Origin of the sequence: Curtobacterium sp. C2H10, assembly GCF_025407985.1 — a bacterium.
Lineage (GTDB): Bacteria > Actinomycetota > Actinomycetes > Actinomycetales > Microbacteriaceae > Curtobacterium.
Genome location: NZ_JABXGF010000002.1, coordinates 148,793 through 163,394, shown reverse-complemented (window position 1 = coordinate 163,394; position 14,602 = coordinate 148,793). Strand labels below are relative to the sequence as shown.

At 68.9% G+C, this 14,602-nt stretch carries 14 protein-coding genes; 6 read left to right on the top strand and 8 right to left on the bottom strand.

The window, feature by feature from the left end; translation table 11 throughout:
• The first annotated feature begins 51 nt into the window (after window positions 1-51).
• From HWD93_RS01960 to HWD93_RS01935, 6 genes are all read left to right on the top strand, one after another.
• On the top strand, window positions 52-4,056 hold the full coding sequence (locus HWD93_RS01960; protein ID WP_261645872.1) for a murein biosynthesis integral membrane protein MurJ: 4,005 nt from the start codon (window positions 52-54) through the stop codon (window positions 4,054-4,056).
• A gap of 79 nt (window positions 4,057-4,135) precedes the next feature.
• Entirely contained in the window at window positions 4,136-5,134 is a 999-nt protein-coding gene (gene trxB, locus HWD93_RS01955) for a thioredoxin-disulfide reductase (RefSeq protein ID WP_070417477.1), read from the top strand.
• 63 nt (window positions 5,135-5,197) lie between these two features.
• A complete protein-coding gene (gene trxA / locus HWD93_RS01950; protein WP_017887828.1) occupies window positions 5,198-5,524 on the top strand; it encodes a thioredoxin in 327 nt (108 codons plus the stop codon).
• Window positions 5,525-5,693: 169 nt separating this feature from the next.
• Entirely contained in the window at window positions 5,694-6,998 is a 1,305-nt protein-coding gene (locus tag HWD93_RS01945) for a PLP-dependent aminotransferase family protein (protein WP_261645871.1), read from the top strand.
• Window positions 6,999-7,044: 46 nt separating this feature from the next.
• Window positions 7,045-8,007 carry a D-alanine--D-alanine ligase gene (locus tag HWD93_RS01940; RefSeq protein ID WP_092385576.1) on the top strand — a complete coding sequence of 321 codons (963 nt, stop codon included), beginning with the start codon at window positions 7,045-7,047 and terminating at the stop codon, window positions 8,005-8,007.
• Between the two features lie 10 nt (window positions 8,008-8,017).
• A complete protein-coding gene (locus tag HWD93_RS01935; RefSeq protein WP_261645870.1) occupies window positions 8,018-8,653 on the top strand; it encodes a YdcF family protein in 636 nt (211 codons plus the stop codon).
• 493 nt (window positions 8,654-9,146) lie between these two features.
• Here HWD93_RS01935 and HWD93_RS01930 read toward each other — a convergent pair whose 3' ends face one another.
• The 8 genes from HWD93_RS01930 to rpmH form a co-directional block, all read right to left on the bottom strand.
• Window positions 9,147-10,127 (bottom strand): ParB/RepB/Spo0J family partition protein, encoded by a 981-nt coding sequence (locus HWD93_RS01930; protein WP_261645869.1) that lies wholly within the window; start codon window positions 10,125-10,127, stop codon window positions 9,147-9,149.
• Window positions 10,127-11,020 carry a ParA family protein gene (locus tag HWD93_RS01925; protein ID WP_071294225.1) on the bottom strand — a complete coding sequence of 298 codons (894 nt, stop codon included), beginning with the start codon at window positions 11,018-11,020 and terminating at the stop codon, window positions 10,127-10,129. The genes HWD93_RS01930 and HWD93_RS01925 overlap by 1 nt, the downstream gene beginning before the upstream one ends.
• Window positions 11,021-11,101: 81 nt before the next feature.
• The gene (gene rsmG / locus HWD93_RS01920) at window positions 11,102-11,746 is read right to left on the bottom strand and encodes a 16S rRNA (guanine(527)-N(7))-methyltransferase RsmG (RefSeq protein ID WP_261645868.1); all 645 of its coding nucleotides are present in this window, start codon (window positions 11,744-11,746) and stop codon (window positions 11,102-11,104) included.
• Window positions 11,743-12,258: a R3H domain-containing nucleic acid-binding protein gene (locus tag HWD93_RS01915; RefSeq protein ID WP_175473651.1), complete on the bottom strand. Its 516-nt coding sequence runs from the start codon at window positions 12,256-12,258 to the stop codon at window positions 11,743-11,745. Before HWD93_RS01915 ends, rsmG begins: the two co-directional genes overlap by 4 nt.
• Window positions 12,259-13,233 carry a membrane protein insertase YidC gene (gene yidC, locus HWD93_RS01910; protein ID WP_070417471.1) on the bottom strand — a complete coding sequence of 325 codons (975 nt, stop codon included), beginning with the start codon at window positions 13,231-13,233 and terminating at the stop codon, window positions 12,259-12,261.
• A gap of 8 nt (window positions 13,234-13,241) precedes the next feature.
• Entirely contained in the window at window positions 13,242-13,622 is a 381-nt protein-coding gene (gene yidD, locus HWD93_RS01905; protein ID WP_071294227.1) for a membrane protein insertion efficiency factor YidD, read from the bottom strand.
• Window positions 13,619-13,981 (bottom strand): ribonuclease P protein component, encoded by a 363-nt coding sequence (gene rnpA, locus HWD93_RS01900; RefSeq protein ID WP_070417469.1) that lies wholly within the window; start codon window positions 13,979-13,981, stop codon window positions 13,619-13,621. Before rnpA ends, yidD begins: the two co-directional genes overlap by 4 nt.
• Window positions 13,982-14,020: 39 nt before the next feature.
• Window positions 14,021-14,158: a 50S ribosomal protein L34 gene (gene rpmH / locus HWD93_RS01895; RefSeq protein WP_058724833.1), complete on the bottom strand. Its 138-nt coding sequence runs from the start codon at window positions 14,156-14,158 to the stop codon at window positions 14,021-14,023.
• Window positions 14,159-14,602 lie beyond the last annotated feature (444 nt).

Here is a 14,602-nt window from a genome sequence, read left to right as displayed (position 1 = left end):
GGGCCTCATACACTCGTGGACGGCCCGAACCGACCCCGTGGCCCCTCCCGCATGCAGATCTTCCGCACCACGCTCGCCGCCGCCGCGTCGGCCCTCGTCGCGCTCGGCCTCGTCGTCGCGCCCGCTGCGGCCGACGGTGCTCTCGCCACGACGGCCTCCACGACCACGACGCACACCGCACACCCCGCGGCTGCCGAGCAGGGCCGGACGACGATCACGATCGCGCCGGCGAACCGCGGGATCGTCCAGCGCGACGAGGACCTCGAGCTCTCCGTCACGGTCACGAACGACACCAACGCGGACGTCCCCGCCGGCACCGCGGAGCTCGACATCTTCCGCTCCGTGAGCACACGCGACGTCCTCTCCGACTGGCTCGCCGACACCAGCACGACCGGTTACCTCGGCGCCCCGATGGACTCCGTGGACGTCCCGGCGGTCCCGGCACACCGATCCGTCACGCTCGGCTCGGTGAAGATCGTCTCGGGCAACGTCGCCCTCGGCGGGTACTCGTCGTTCGGTGCCCGACGCATCGCCGCCGAGTACACGGCCGGTGACACCTACGCCGTGGCGCGGTCCGCGATCACCTGGTACCCCGAGACGGACCAGACGCCGGTGAGCGTCTCGGTCGCGATGCCCATCACCGTCCCGGCGACGAACCAGGGCGTCCTGACGGCCGGCGTCCTGGCCTCAGCGACCGCCGTCGACGGCACGCTCACCCAGCAGCTCGACGCGGCCGAGGACCACAACGTCGCCGTCGCGATCGACCCGCGGATCATCGCGTCCATCCGGATCCTCGGTGAGAACGCACCGTCGTCGGCGACCGCGTGGCTGGACCGGCTCGAGTCACTCCGCAACGAGACCTTCGCGCTCCCGTACGCCGACGCCGACGTCACCGGCCTCCGGCAGGCGGGAGCCGACGGGGTCCTCTCGCCGATCTCCCTCGACCAGGAGATCAAGCAGCAGAACTTCCCCGGCGCGTCCACCCCGACCCCGACCCCGACGTCGGATCCGCAGAGCCCGACGGCCGACCCCTCCGCCTCGACGTCACCGACCGACGACGCCACCGCGGACCCCGGGACGGACGACGAGGCACCCGCGACGCTGCCCACCACCGATTCCCTGCTCGACTTCCCCTACTCGATGGACGGGATCGCCTGGCCGTCCGACGGCACCGTCACCGCGGCGGACCTGCCGGCGCTCGCGAAGGCCGGCTCGAAGACGACGATCGTGTCGAGCGGCAACACGTCGGCCGGCGCGGACACGACGATCGCCGCGTCCGAGCAGATCGCCGGGCAACACGTCCTCGTGTCCGACCAGTCGATGTCCGCCCTGCTCCGCACCGCGGCGACCGCGTCGAGCCAGCAGGAGTGGTCGACGGCCATGTCCGAGCTCACCGCGACGCTCGCGACCTCCGCCCGGGCGGGCACGGCCGAGGCACCGATCCTGCTCACCCTCGGTCGCGACTGGCCGACGAACTCCGCGCGGCTGAGCCAGGCCCTCGACGCAATCGAGGACACCGCCTGGGTCGCCCCGGCGGACCTCTCCACCGCGGCCTCCGCGACGGCCGGCTCCCTCACGCTGTCCGCCGGGACGAACGGCGACGCTCGCATCGACCAGCTGCAGCGACTGGTGGACGGCGAACAGGACCTCGCCGGGTTCGCGTCCGCGCTGGACACCCCGACCGACCTGACCGCGCCCGCCCGACTCCGGCTGCTCGCCCTGGCCTCGAACGCCTGGCGCATCGACACGGACGGCCTCGCGACCGCCGTCGACGCCCAGGTCGCGAACTGGGCGGGCAAGACCTCGCAGATCAGCATCCCCGACTCGAGCAGCCTCACCCTGCTCGGCGACCGGTCCTCGCTGCCGATCTCGATCCGGAACCGCTCCGACTTCCCGGTCACGGTGCTGTTGTCCGTGCAGCCGTCCAACTCCGCGCTGCGGGTGGTGCGGAACGACATCGAGGTGAAGATCCAGCCGGACTCCTCCACCCGCACGACGGTGCCGGTCCAGTCGGTCGCGAACGGCAAGGTCAACCTGACCCTCTCCCTCACGAGTCCGACCGGGGTGAAGATCGCGACCCCGGCCACCGTCGAGCTGAACGTCCAGGCGCAGTGGGAGACCGTGATCACCGCGGCCGCGGCAGCGGCGCTCGTCGCGATCTTCGGGTTCGGCATCTTCCGGAGCATCCGGAAGCGTCGCCGTCGCCGGAACGGCGACGGCGACGAGGACGACGACGAGGACCCGAACCGGCTGCTCGAGGTCCAGCCGGTGGTCGGTGGGGACCCCGTTCCCGCCGCATCGCCGCACGACGGGCGTGCACCGTTCCTCCAGTCCGACACCGCGGTGCGCGACGCACCGACAGCCGACCCCGAGGAGCCGACCATCAGCGCCACCCAGCCCGAGCCGTCCGTCGACGCGGAGCCGGCCGCCGAGCGCAGTCTCGGCCGTGCCAGTGCGATGCTCGCCGCCGGCACCATGCTGTCGCGCATCCTCGGCTTCGCGAAGACGTTCGTCCTCGCCTTCGCGATCGGCAACACCGGCTCCGACGCCGCGAACGCCTTCGGCATCTCGAACCAGCTGCCGAACAACATCTACGCGCTCATCGCCGGCGGCCTGCTGTCCGCCGTGCTCATCCCGCAGATCGTCCGCTCGATGAAGCAGCACACCGACGGCGGCGTGGCCTACGTCAACAAGATCGTGACGCTCGGCGGGTCGGTGTTCGTCGTCATCGCGATCGTCGCGACGCTCCTCGCACCGTTCCTCGTCTCCGTGTACAGCCAGCAGGCGTCCGGCGACAGCAAGGGCTTCACCGACGCGCAGACCGACCTCGCCGTCGCCTTCGCGTTCTGGTGCCTGCCGCAGATCCTCTTCTACGCGATGTACTCGCTCCTCGGCGAGGTCCTCAACGCGAAGCAGGTGTTCGGGCCCTTCACCTGGGCGCCGCTGCTCAACAACGTCATCGCGATCGCTGGACTGATCGTCTTCATCGCGCTGTTCGGCGGTCGCGACGTCAACTCCTCCACAGAGGGGTGGACGGCGATCAAGATCGCCGTCCTCGCCGGTAGCGCGTCCCTGGGCGTGTTCGCGCAGGCCGCCTTCCTGCCGTTCTTCTGGCGGCGTGCCGGACTGACCTTCCGACCGGACTTCCGCTGGCGCGGGGTGGGGCTGCGCTCCACCGGGACGGCCGCCGGGTGGCTCTTCGCGATGATCCTCGTGACGCAGCTCGCCGGCATCGTGCAGTCCCGCGTCGCATCGCTCGCCGGGGGCGCCGGCATCGCCACCCTCGGCACGACGTGGCTGCTGTTCATGCTCCCGCACTCGATCATCGCGGTCTCCATCGCGACGGCGTACTTCACGCGGATGAGCCACGACGCCGAACGCGGCGACCTCGGAGCAGTGCGCCGGAACCTCTCGCTCTCGCTGCGGATCGTCGGCCTGTTCACCGTGTTCGCGAGCGTCGCGCTCATCGTGCTCGCGATGCCGTTCGCCCGGATCTGGGAGAACCGGTTCGACCACACCCAGGCGATGGCCGAGGTCCTGTGGGCCTACATGCCGGGTCTCGTGCTGTTCAGCATGCTCTTCATCATCCAGCGGGTGTTCTGGGCCCTGCACGACCACCGGACGCCGTTCCTGATGCAGTGCGTCCAGTCGGTGCTCTTCGTCATCGGCGCCCTCGCCGTCGCGACCTTCCCCGGCAACGTGATCGGCGTCTCGATCGCGGTGTGCACGACCGTCGCGGGGACCGTGCAGACGATCATCGCGCTCGTCCTCGTCCGCAAGCGTCTGAACGGCATCGAGGGGCCGATCGTCACCCGGTCGCACGTGCAGTTCGTCATCGCCGCGCTCATCTCCGGCGTCGTGGGGCTCGTCGTCGTCAACTTCTTCGGCGGCTTCTCGGCCGACGGGTTCGCGATGTCCGACGTCTCCGGCGCACTGATCACCATCGCCCTCACCGGCGCCGTGATGGTGCTCGTCTACTTCGGGGCGCTCGTCGTCGCGAAGAACGGCGAGATCAGGGGCGCCGTCGACATCCTGCGGAAGCGGCTCGGTCGCTGACGCGCTCCCGGGTGATGCGGAATGCCACGCCGGTAGCATGTGTTGACCCGGTCAGCTATCTACGGAAGGGCAGCGAGGCATGCGCCAGCTCATCATCATCGGTTCCGGCCCGGCCGGGTTCACCGCCGGCATCTACGCGGCACGCGCGGAGCTCAAGCCCCTGATCGTCGCCTCCAGCGTCGAGACCGGCGGCGAGCTCACGAAGACGACCGAGGTCGAGAACTTCCCGGGCTTCCCCGAGGGGATCCAGGGCCCGGACCTCATGATCAAGATGCAGGAACAGGCCGAGAAGTTCGGCGCCGAGGTCCTGTACGACGACGCCGTGTCGGTCGACCTCACCGGTGACGTCAAAAAGGTCACGGTCGGCTCCGGCGAGACGTACGAGGCCCTCGCGGTCATCTACGCGACCGGCTCGGCGTACCGCCACCTCGGCCTCGCCGACGAAGAGCGGCTGTCCGGCCACGGCGTCAGCTGGTGCGCAACCTGCGACGGCTTCTTCTTCCGCCAGAAGAACATCGCCGTCGTCGGCGGTGGCGACTCCGCGATGGAAGAGGCGACGTTCCTCACCCGCTTCGCCGACAAGGTGACGGTCATCCACCGCAAGGACACCCTGCGCGCGTCGAAGATCATGCAGGACCGGGCGATGAACGACCCGAAGATCGAGTTCGCGTGGAACAAGGAGGTCACCGGCATCACGGGTGACTCCGCGGTGACCGGCGTCACGCTGCGCGACACGGTGGACGGCACCGAGAGCGAGCTGGCCCTCGACGGCCTCTTCATCGCGATCGGCAACGACCCGCGCACGCACCTGATCCACGGCCAGATCGACATCGCTCCCGAGGGCACGATCGCGGTCCAGGGTCGCTCCTCGAAGACGAACCTGCCCGGCGTGTTCGCCGCCGGTGACGTCATCGACCCGACCTACCGCCAGGCGATCACGGCTGCCGGCTCCGGCACCGTCGCGGCGCTCGACGCGGAGAAGTACCTCGCCGAGCTCGACGACGCACTGACCGGCCCCGCCGAGGGCGTCACCCCGGAGTCGCCCGTCACGGTCGACGTCGAAGCCGCCCACGCCTGATCCACGGAATACCGCAGCGCCCCGGGCGTTGCACCCACTGATCGACTTCTCGAAGGAGCACACATGTCCAACGCCAAGGCAGTCACCGACGCCACCTTCTCGGACGAGGTCCTCAAGTCCGACAAGACGATCCTCGTCGACTTCTGGGCCGAGTGGTGCGGCCCGTGTCGCGCGGTCTCGCCGATCCTCGACCAGATCGCCGAAGAGCACGCTGGCAAGATCGAGATCGTGAAGCTCAACGTGGACGACAACCCCCAGTCGGCCATGAACTACCAGATCACCTCGATCCCGGCGATGAAGGTCTTCAAGGGCGGCGAGGTCGTCAAGACCGTCATCGGCGCGAAGCCGAAGCCGGCACTCGAGGCCGACCTCGCAGAGTTCCTCGCGTAGGCACCTGCCCCACCGAGCGGCCCCGCACCCCACCGGGTGCGGGGCCGCTCGCGTCCCCCGGGCCACTGGTTCAGGATCGGCCCCGTCGCGGGGCCCGGGTTTCCGGGGTCGATGTCGTAGTGTGGCGGGAATGTGAGTGGCGGGCAGGTCCCGCTGGAACGGAGCCAAGATGACGAACGGCAACAGCCTCGACCCCTGGTACGACTCCTACGCCCAGCGCACCGCCGGGTTGAGCGCCTCCGAGGTCCGAGCCCTGTTCGCCGTCGCGTCGCGGCCCGAGGTGGTCTCGCTCGCCGGCGGCATGCCGTACGTCTCCGCGCTGCCGCGTGAGCTCGTCACGGGCTCCCTCGACCGTGTCATGGCCGAGGACGCCGCCATGGCGCTCCAGTACGGCGGGGGACAGGGCCTGCGGTCCCTGCGCGAGCACATCGTCGACGTGATGAGCCTCGAGGGCATCCGTGCCAGCGCCGAGGACGTCGTCGTCACCACCGGGTCGCAGCACGCGCTGGACCTCGTCACCCGACTCTTCATCGACCCGGGTGACGTCGTGCTCGCCGAGTCGCCGTCCTACGTCGGCGCGATCGGGGTCTTCCGGTCGTACCAGGCCGAGACCGTGCACGTCACCACCGACGAGAACGGTCTCGTCCCCGAAGCGCTGCGCGAAGCGATCGCGAACCTTCGGACCCAGGGCAAGCGGATCAAGTTCCTCTACACGATCCCGAACTTCCACAACCCCGCCGGTGTGACCCTCAGCCGCGAGCGTCGCATCGAGATCCTCGACATCTGCCGGTCGAACAACATCCTCGTGCTCGAGGACAACCCCTACGGCCTCCTCTGGTTCGACGAGCCGGCGCCGCAGGCGATCCGATCGATCGACGAAGAGGGCGTGGTCTACCTCGGCTCGTTCTCCAAGACGCTCGCGCCGGGCTTCCGCGTCGGCTGGGCCCTCGCACCCCACGCCATCCGCGAGAAGCTCGTCCTCGCCAACGAGTCGGCCGTCCTCGCGCCGAACTCCTTCGGCCAGTACGTCGTGAACGCCTACCTCGACGCCGCGGACTGGAAGGGTCAGGTCGACACCTTCCGGGGCCTCTACGCCGAGCGTCGTGACGCCATGCTGTCCGCGCTGGGGGAGTTCCTGCCGGACCTGTCCTGGACGAAGCCGAACGGTGGGTTCTTCGTCTGGCTGACCCTGCCCGAGTCGCTCGACTCCAAGGGGATGCTGCCGCGGGCGGTCAAGGAGCTCGTCGCCTACACCCCGGGGACGGCCTTCTACGCCGACGGACGCGGCGGCGGTCACATCCGCCTGTCGTTCTGCTACCCGACGCCGGAGCAGATCCGCATCGGCGTGAAGCGGCTCGCGAACGTCGTCAACGACGAGCTCGAGCTGGTCGAGACCTTCGGGTCCGCGACGCGGCCCAACGCGGTCGTCCGACCGGCATCGTCGGTGAGCGCTCCGCCGCCGAACATCTCCTGATCAGCATTTTTCACCGTTCCACCCGCAGTACCGGAGGTCCATCCGCATGGCCGAGCTCACCCGCCGTCACGTCGTCGTCGTCGCGGGAGGGATCTCGCACGAGCGTGACGTCTCCCTGCGGTCCGGTCGCCGTGTGGCCGACTCGCTGACCGGGTACGGCTGGCAGGTGGACCTCCGCGACGCAGACGCTTCGTTGCTGCCGACCCTGCGGGAGAGCCGCCCGGACGTCGTGTGGCCGGCTCTGCACGGCGCCTCCGGTGAGGACGGCGCCCTGCGGGGCATCCTGGAGGCGCTGGACATCCCGTTCGTCGGCTCACGTTCGACGTCGGCCCGGCTGGCATGGGACAAGCCCACCGCGTCGGCGCTGGTCGCGCGGGCGGGCGTCCGGACCCCTCGCTCGGTCACGCTCTCGCACGACGTCTTCCGGGAGCTCGGCGCGGTCGGCGTCCTCGAGAGCATCGCTGTCGAGCACCCGGTCCCACTCGCCGTCAAGCCGGCCCGAGGCGGCAGCGCCCAGGGCGTCACCCTCGTCGACGACGTGAACGACCTGCCCCGCGCGATGGTCACCGCGTACACGTACTGCGACGACGTCGTGGTCGAGCAGCTCATCCGTGGGACCGAGGTGGCGGTCGGCATCATCGACACCGGCGACGGTCCGGTGGCGCTCTCCGCCGTCGAGATCGTCCCGCGCAGCGGTATCTACGGGTTCGAGGCGCGGTACAACGCCGGCGAGACCACCTTCTACACGCCGGCCCGCCTGTCCGAGGAGTTCGCAGCTGCTGCGTCCGCCGCCGCTGTGGCAGCCCATGAGGCGCTCGGTCTGCGACACATCTCGCGCGTCGACCTCATCGTCGACGCCGCTGGGACACCCTGGTTCCTCGAGGCGAACGTCCTTCCCGGGCTCACCGAGACCTCTCTCGTGCCGCAGGCCCTGTCCGCGTCTGGCTTCGACCTGGGATGGACCTACGCCGAGCTCGCGGAGCAGGCGATCCGCGACCACCGGGCCTGACACCGCGATCGTGGGGTGCCGACACGTTCCACGTGGAACATCCCTTGCCGTCGTCCTGGCGGCCGTGGGCCTCGGGACACTGGCCGTGGGCAAAGCCGTGCATTGGCGGGCCGCTCGTCGGGCAGGACGGCTTCCACGACAGACGAAGGGCTCCACTGGGCTCGTCGTCGTCCTGGGGTTCGGCAATCGGCGTCATCGCATCAACGTCGTGAATCGGTGGCGGGCTCGGATCGCTGTCCGCACAGCACGCTCGGCTCGCGCGGCCGGCGCTCCCGCTTGGATCCTCTGCAGTGGGGGAGCCGTGCGCGGGACCGTCGCGGAGGCTGTGCTCCTCCGCGACTACATCGAGAGCTCTCTCGGGTGGGACGGTCCGATCGCGACTGAGTTGGAAAGTCGCTCGACGTGGGAGAACGTGCGCAATGCGCTGCCGTGGATCGAGTCCGCTGACTGGGTCGCCTTCGCATCGAACGGACTGCACGCTGAGAAGGCGCGTGTCTACCTCGCGCGTCAGCGACCAGAGCTCGTTGGGCGGCTCGCGGCTGCCGATGACTACCGGTTCGGAGAGATGATCCTGCTGAAGCCCGTGTTCGCTGCCGTGGGGCTGTGGAAGCTTCGTGCCGTGTTCCACGTGAAACCTCGGGCCTGATCCACCCGTTCCACGTGGAACATTCCCCCAAGCCCGCGCGCAAGACGCCGGTCTCGACCTCTCGGCACAAGGCCGGATCCGAGACGCGCCGGAGCCGCTCGACCGCCCCACCGCAAGCAGATGGCCCGGATGACCGCCACGGCGGGGACACGCGGGCCACTGGTTTCGACGCCTGGCCGCTCCTGGCCGCTCCGTGCAGGGGCCAGATCGCTCGGTCTGACGGCTCCGGTAGGCGCGAGCACGGCGCCACGATCGGACAGAACGGCGTCTGCTGGCCGACACGAACCACCCTTGGCGCTTCGACTCGATGTTCCACGTGAAACGCTGCCTGCACAATCAGGCCCTGAACAACGGGGTGCGCGAGAGGTCACAGCAGGCTCACTCCGGGCCCAGTAGACCCGCCGTCAGACCCGCGGACCCGACCACGCCGTCGAGCCCGCAGGCGGCCGCACAGCGCCGCACAATGACCTCCGCGGCAGAAGACGGCCGAACGTCAGCCCGCGACGTCCTCGATACCGAGCTCCCCGAGGATCCGGTTGAGGTCATCCCCGTTCGCGAAGTCGATCGTCACCGAGCTCTTCCGCGCCCCGACAGCGATCTTGACCCGCGTGTTCAGCCGATCCCCGAGCCGCTCCGCCAGGTCGTTGAAGTGCACCTGCCGCTTGGACGGCTCCGCCTTGGGCTTCATCGGAGTCTTCGCCGCGAGCTGCTGCGCGATCGACTCGGCGGCCCGGACGGACAGGTCCTCGTTGACGATCTTCTCGGCGAGGTACTCCATGGCCTCGGCGTCAGGCGCAGCGAGGATCGCACGTGCGTGTCCGGCCGAGAGCACGCCAGCTGCCACGCGCCGCTGAACGGGGGAGGGGAGTCGCAGGAGACGAATGGTGTTGGTGATCTGCGGACGCGAACGGCCGATCCGCTGGGCGAGCTGCTCCTGCGTGATCCCGAAGTCCGCCAGGAGTTGCTGGTACGCCGAAGCCTCTTCGAGCGGGTTGAGGTTTGCACGGTGGAGGTTCTCGAGCAGCGCGTCGCGGAGCATCGCATCGTCAGGCGTGTCCTTGACGATGGCCGGGATGGTGCTCAGCCCGAGCTCCTTGGTGGCGCGAAGTCGGCGCTCACCCATGATCAGCTCGTACTGCGGCTCCGTCCCAGCGGCGCCGGCGATCGGGCGCACGACGATGGGCTGCAGGACACCGATCTCACGAATCGAGTGGACGAGTTCCTGCAGTTCCTCTTCGCGGAACTCCTTGCGCGGCTGCTGCGCGTTCGGCACGACGTCGAGGGGGTTCAGGTTCGCCAGACGCGCGCCGGGAACCGCGACGAGCTCCTCTGCGGTTGCACCGTCGACGAGCGGCGCGGACGCCGGCGATCCGCCGGTCGGGAAGAAGACGTCGACGGGACGGTCCTGCTGCTCCGACGCCGTCGGGATGAGGGCGCCGATGCCCCGTCCGAGTCCAGTTCGCTTCGGTGCCATCAGTGCTGCGCTCCTCGTGCTGCGATCTCGGCTGCCGCCTCCAGGTAGGAGAGCGAGCCGGTTGAGTTGACGTCGTACGCAACGACGCTCTGCCCGTAGCTCGGGGCTTCGCTGACGCGGACGGATCGGGGGATCACGGCCTCGAGCACCTGCTCGCCGAAGTGCTCCCGCACGTCTGCTGCGACCTGGTTGGAGAGGTTCGTCCGGCTGTCGTACATCGTCAGGAGGATGGTCGACACGGCGAGGTTCGGGTTCAGGTGCCGCTCGATGAGCTCGATGTTCCGGAGCAGCTGACTCAACCCTTCGAGCGCGTAGTACTCGCACTGGATCGGGATCAGGACCTCGCGCGCTGCGACGAAGGCGTTGATCGTGAGCAGCCCGAGCGACGGCGGGCAGTCGATGAACACGTAGTGGTACGGCTCGTCCAGCGACTCGAGGTACTGGTCCAGTGCGGTCCGCAGGCGCTGTTCGCGAGCGACGAGCGACACCAGTTCGATCTCGGCGCCGGCGAGGTGGATCGTGGCCGGTACGCACCAGAGCGTGTCCGACTCGGGGGAGCGCTGGACCGTGTCGGCGATCGGCGCCTCGTCGACGATCACGTCGTAGATGCTCGGGACCTCGGCCTGGTGGTTGACACCGAGCGCCGTGGACGCGTTGCCCTGCGGGTCGAGGTCGATCACCAGCACGCGCGCTCCGCCGTGCGCCAACGCAGCGGCGAGGTTGACCGTGGTGGTGGTCTTGCCGACGCCACCCTTCTGGTTCGACACCGTGAAGACACGCGTCTTCGGCGGCAGCGGGAACTGCTGCGTCGCGATCGCACGGCGACGACGGTTCAGATCAGCGATCTCACGGGCGAGCGGTGTCGACGCGTCGTAATCGGTCGATGAACTCAACGAGTGCCTCTTCCCCGGTTCGGTGTTTCACGTGGAACGCGGAGCCACTGGTGGCCGGTCGAGCCGGCCCGAGCCGCAGCGTCAGTCAACTGTAGCCCGGAAGACGCGCGTGGTCTCCTCGACAACACCGACTCCGAGCTCGAGCACCTCGACATCGGCGAGACGCTTTCGGAGGATGACCTTTCGGGCCTTCTCCATCTCGTCCTCGACGCGGGCGCCCTTCATCAGGATGAGCTGGCCACCGGATCGAACCAGGGGCACGGTCAGGGGGATCAGCTTCGACAACGCGCTGACGGCCCGCGCAGTCACCTGGTCGACCACGATGTCGTCGGCGACGTCCTCAGCACGGGCACGGACGACCTCGACGTTGTCGAGGCCGAGGCGCGAGGCCTCTGACGTCAGCCAATCCACTCGCCGTTCCATCGGTTCGATGAGCGTGAGGTGCACGTCCGGGCGGGCGATCGCGAGCACCAAGCCGGGGAGTCCAGCACCGGAACCGACGTCCGCAACCCGGCCCCGTTCCTCCAGGAGTGGAGCGAGCACCGCAGAATTGAGGATGTGTCGCGTCCACAAGCGCGGCAGTTCGAGTGGGCCGATCAGGCCGAGCTCCTCACCGCGTCGAGCAAGCTCGTTCGTGAAGGAACGCGCCAGGTCGAGGCGTTCGCCGAAGAGCGTCGCAGCAGCCGCCGGCTCCGTCTCGAGGACGGGAGGCGCGGTCTCGGTCATCGGGTGACGACCGTGTGGCGGTCCCGACCCTCACCCTCGGACTCCGAGTGGAAGCCCTTCTCGGCAACCAGGTCGTGGACCAGCTTGCGCTCGTACGACGACATCGCGGGGAGTGCAGCCGTGGTCGAACCCGCCTCGATGCGCTCGATGGCGGTGTCGACGAGCCGCTGCAGTTCGGACGCACGAGCATCGCGCGAGCCGCCGACGTCGAGGATCAGCCTGCTGAACTCGCCGGTCTCGGCCTGGACGGCGATGCGCGTGAGCTCCTGCAGGGCCGAGACGGTGTCCGGCTTCGACAGCACGCGGAGCGCGTCGCCCTCGTCCGTGACGGACAGGTACACGCGGCCCGCACGCTCCTCGATCTCGATGTCACCGTCGAGGTCGCAGATGTCGAGGAGTTCCTCGATGTAGTCCGCCGCGATGTCGGCTTCGTCGCGGGCGTCGTCGTCGACGGTCGCGGTCGAGGTGTCGACGGTGGTGTCCACGGCGTCCGCGGTGTCCTGCTCGGTCACTTACTTCTTCCCGTTCTTCTTGGCACGGTTCTTGCCGACCGGCTGCTGCCGCTGGGTCGTCACGCGGACGGCCTCGATCTCGGCGGCACCGGCCCCGGCGCCGGCCTCGGCGAGGACCGGGGTGGCCGCACCGCGACGCTGCGCCTTCTTCGCGAGACGTGCCTCACGAGCGAGTGCCGCCTCGGAGCCGGGGGTCGGCATGCTGCGGATGACGAAGTACTGCTGCGCCATCGTCCAGACGTTCGAGGCGAGCCAGTAGAACATGACGCCGAGGGGGAACGACAGACCGGAGATGACGAAGACCAGCGGGAGGATGTACAGCATCATCTTCTGCTGGCGGTACATCGGAGACTCCTTGGTCTCCGGCGACATGTTCTTCGCGACGAGCTGCAGCTGGGTGATGAACTGCGAGGCGGTCATCACGACGATCATGACGCCGGCGATGACCCGGACCTCCCAGCCGGAGGCGTTCGTGAACGTCTCGTGCAGGGGAGCGCCGAAGAGCGATGCGTTGCCGAACGACGCGGCGAGGTCGTTCGTGAGCAGGCCGATGCCCGTCTTGTTGATCTGCGCCTCGTGCAGCACCGAGTACAGCGAGAAGAAGATCGGCATCTGGATCAGCAGCGGCAGGCAGGAGCTCAGCGGGTTCGTCCCGGTCTCCTTGTACAGCGCCATGGTCTCGCGGCTCATGGCCTCACGCGAGAACTGGTCCTTCTTGCCCTTGTACTTCTCTTGGATCTTCTTGAGCTGCGGCGCCACCTCGAGCATGCGGCGCTGCGACTTGATCTGGCGCACGAAGATCGGGATGAGCGCGGCGCGCACCACGAAGGTCAGGAAGATGATGGAGAGCACCCAGGTGATGCCGGCTCCGGGGTCCATGCCGATGCTCTCGAAGATCCAGTGGAAGCCCACGAGGATGGCCGAGACCACCCACTTGAGCGGCCAGAGGATCGTTCCGATGAATCCGAGGTCCATGGGGACTGTCACGCCTTTCGAGTGCGCTGGGGGAGCAGGACCGGCAGGGTGGAACCACCCGTGGGCTGCGGCTGCGGCTGGGTCGGTGCGAGCACGAACCCGAACCGGTTGACGTCGTAGGGGCGACGCCGTGCACGGACGTCGTCGATGCCCCCGGCTGCCCAGGGGTTGCACCGTGCGATGCGCCATGCACCCATGGCGGATCCGCGGACGACGCCGTACTGCTGGATCGCCTCGAGCGCGTACCGGGAGCACGAGGGGTGGTACCGACAGACGTTGCCGTAGAGCGGTGAGATCACGGCACGGTAGGCGCGCAGCACGATGACGCACACGTTGCGCGGGAGCAACGCGACGGCCCAGGCGAGCCGGGTCCACAGGTTGCGGTTCATGCTGCCTTCTCCACACCACGCGCACAGGAGCGCGAGACGTCTTCGAGCAGGGTAGGCCATCCGGCCTGCGCAGCGGCTGGCAGTGCGCGGACCACCACGTCGTAGCCGACGGGGATGTCGGCGAGCAGCCCGTGCGCGATCGCCTTGAGGCGACGCCTGACCAGGTTCCGGGTCACGGCGTTGCCCACCGTCTTCGCGACGATGAACCCGAACCGTGTCGGACCGGTACCGCTCGACGGGTCGTCCGAGGTGCGACGGACCACCGATACGACGGCGTGCGCCGTGGCGCTTCTGCGACCACGACGCACGACGGACCGGTAGTCGTCACCTCGGACGATCCGGTTGGCGCGGGCCAACACGAGTCGGTACCGGAGGACGAGATCAGGCGGGGAGCCTGATCAGGCGCTGAGCTCGGTGCGGCCCTTGGCGCGACGTGCGGCCAGGATGGCGCGGCCGGCACGGGTGCGCATGCGGGCGCGGAAGCCGTGCTTCTTGGCGCGGCGGCGGTTGTTCGGCTGGAAGGTGCGCTTGCTCATGATGTTCTCCACACGGCTGCTCGCGGCGAGCCGTCACGTATGTGTAGTCGCTCGGTGCCGAACGACGCAGATGGGCGCGACCGAATGGCCGCAGTCAACTGGTTAACGGTACGTGACAGGGGCGAGCAGGTCAAACGCCGTCGTCGACCCGACCGCGGGAGCGGTGCGCACGTTCATTATCCACATTGGGGAAAACGTGCGTTCGGTACGACGCGCTCGAGTCCTTTACAGTGGGGTGATCGACCGGCCAGCGGCCCGGTACGACGGGGGATTCCCCTCGTCGTGCGGCTCGCGCCGGTCGTGGACAAGACTGTGGACAACCCTGTGGACCACCATGCGGGACGACACGCGTCCGGGACGTCGACGATGCCACCCGGACTCACGACGACTCGCCAGGAACGTTCCGGCGGTCGACGCTGCGCCGGTCCGTCCGGCGGCGGTGGA